Below are 1,077 nucleotides of genomic sequence, written 5' to 3'. Positions count from 1 at the left end.
CGCGTGAGGCGAACGCCACCGGCATCCGCCGTGGTTCGCGCACCACCCTGCACGAGCACGAGGTGCGGACGCTTCGGGGCCGAGCCGGCGTACCCGAGCTCGGTGTGGTCCCACGCGAGTGCACTCATGATGTCTCCTCCATCTCGGTGGCCGGGGCCGCCGTCGAACCGGTGTTCGATAGAACGTCTGTACGAGTTGTAGCACGAATGTTCGAGCCACTCAAGACACACCTCGAAGAAATGTTTGAATTCTCTGTACGAGCCTCGTAGGGTGTCGTCATGCAGGAGATCCTGCCGACGAGCACCGACAGTCGGCCTGACCTGCGAAAAGACCGGAACTGACACCAGCGCCGATGACCGTGACCGAAGGGGTCGACATGGCACGTCCGAGGAACGCCGACATCCACGAGATGCCCGACCGCGGCGACGGCGGGGCGCTCACCCATCGCCAGCGCAAGGTCCTCGAGGTCATCCGCAACTCCATCGACCGGCGCGGGTACCCGCCGAGCATGCGCGAGATCGGCGACGCCGTCGGCCTGACCTCCCCCAGCTCGGTCGCCCACCAGCTGTCGGCCCTGGAGCGCAAGGGCTACCTGCGCCGCGACCCGAACCGCCCCCGGGCGATCGAGGTCATCTCCCCCGACACCGCGAGCGACGAGCCCGGCTACCGCGGCGTGCCCGACCACGACGACGAGGACGTCACCGGCATCAACGACCAGCGCCCGGAGGCCACCTACGTTCCGGTGCTCGGCCAGATCGCCGCCGGCGTGCCGATCACCGCCGACGAGGTCGTCGAGGACGTCTTCCCCCTCCCCCGCCAGATCGTCGGCGAGGGGTCGCTGTTCCTCCTGCGGGTCGTCGGCGACTCGATGATCGACGCCGCGATCTGCGACGGCGACTGGGTCGTCGTGCGCCAGCAGCCCAACGCCGAGAACGGGGACATCGTCGCTGCGATGCTCGACAACGAGGCCACCGTCAAGACGTTCAAGCGGCGCGACGGCAAGGTCTGGCTGATGCCGCACAACCCGGAGTTCTCACCCATCGACGGAGACCACGCGACGATCCTGGGCAAGGTCAC

General features: G+C 67.9%; 1 protein-coding gene. It reads left to right on the top strand.

What is annotated here, in order from left to right; all coding sequences use genetic code 11:
- Positions 1 to 376: 376 nt before the first annotated feature.
- The coding region (gene lexA / locus PLL68_RS15735) for a transcriptional repressor LexA (RefSeq protein ID WP_324535713.1) at positions 377 to 1,077 on the top strand (701 nt) is incomplete at its 3' end.

Source organism: Ornithinibacter sp. (assembly GCF_035443565.1).
In the GTDB taxonomy this organism is placed as follows: Bacteria; Actinomycetota; Actinomycetes; order Actinomycetales; family Dermatophilaceae; genus Fodinibacter.
The sequence above is the reverse complement of the archived record's forward strand: the minus strand, read 5'-3'. Positions and strand labels throughout refer to the sequence as shown.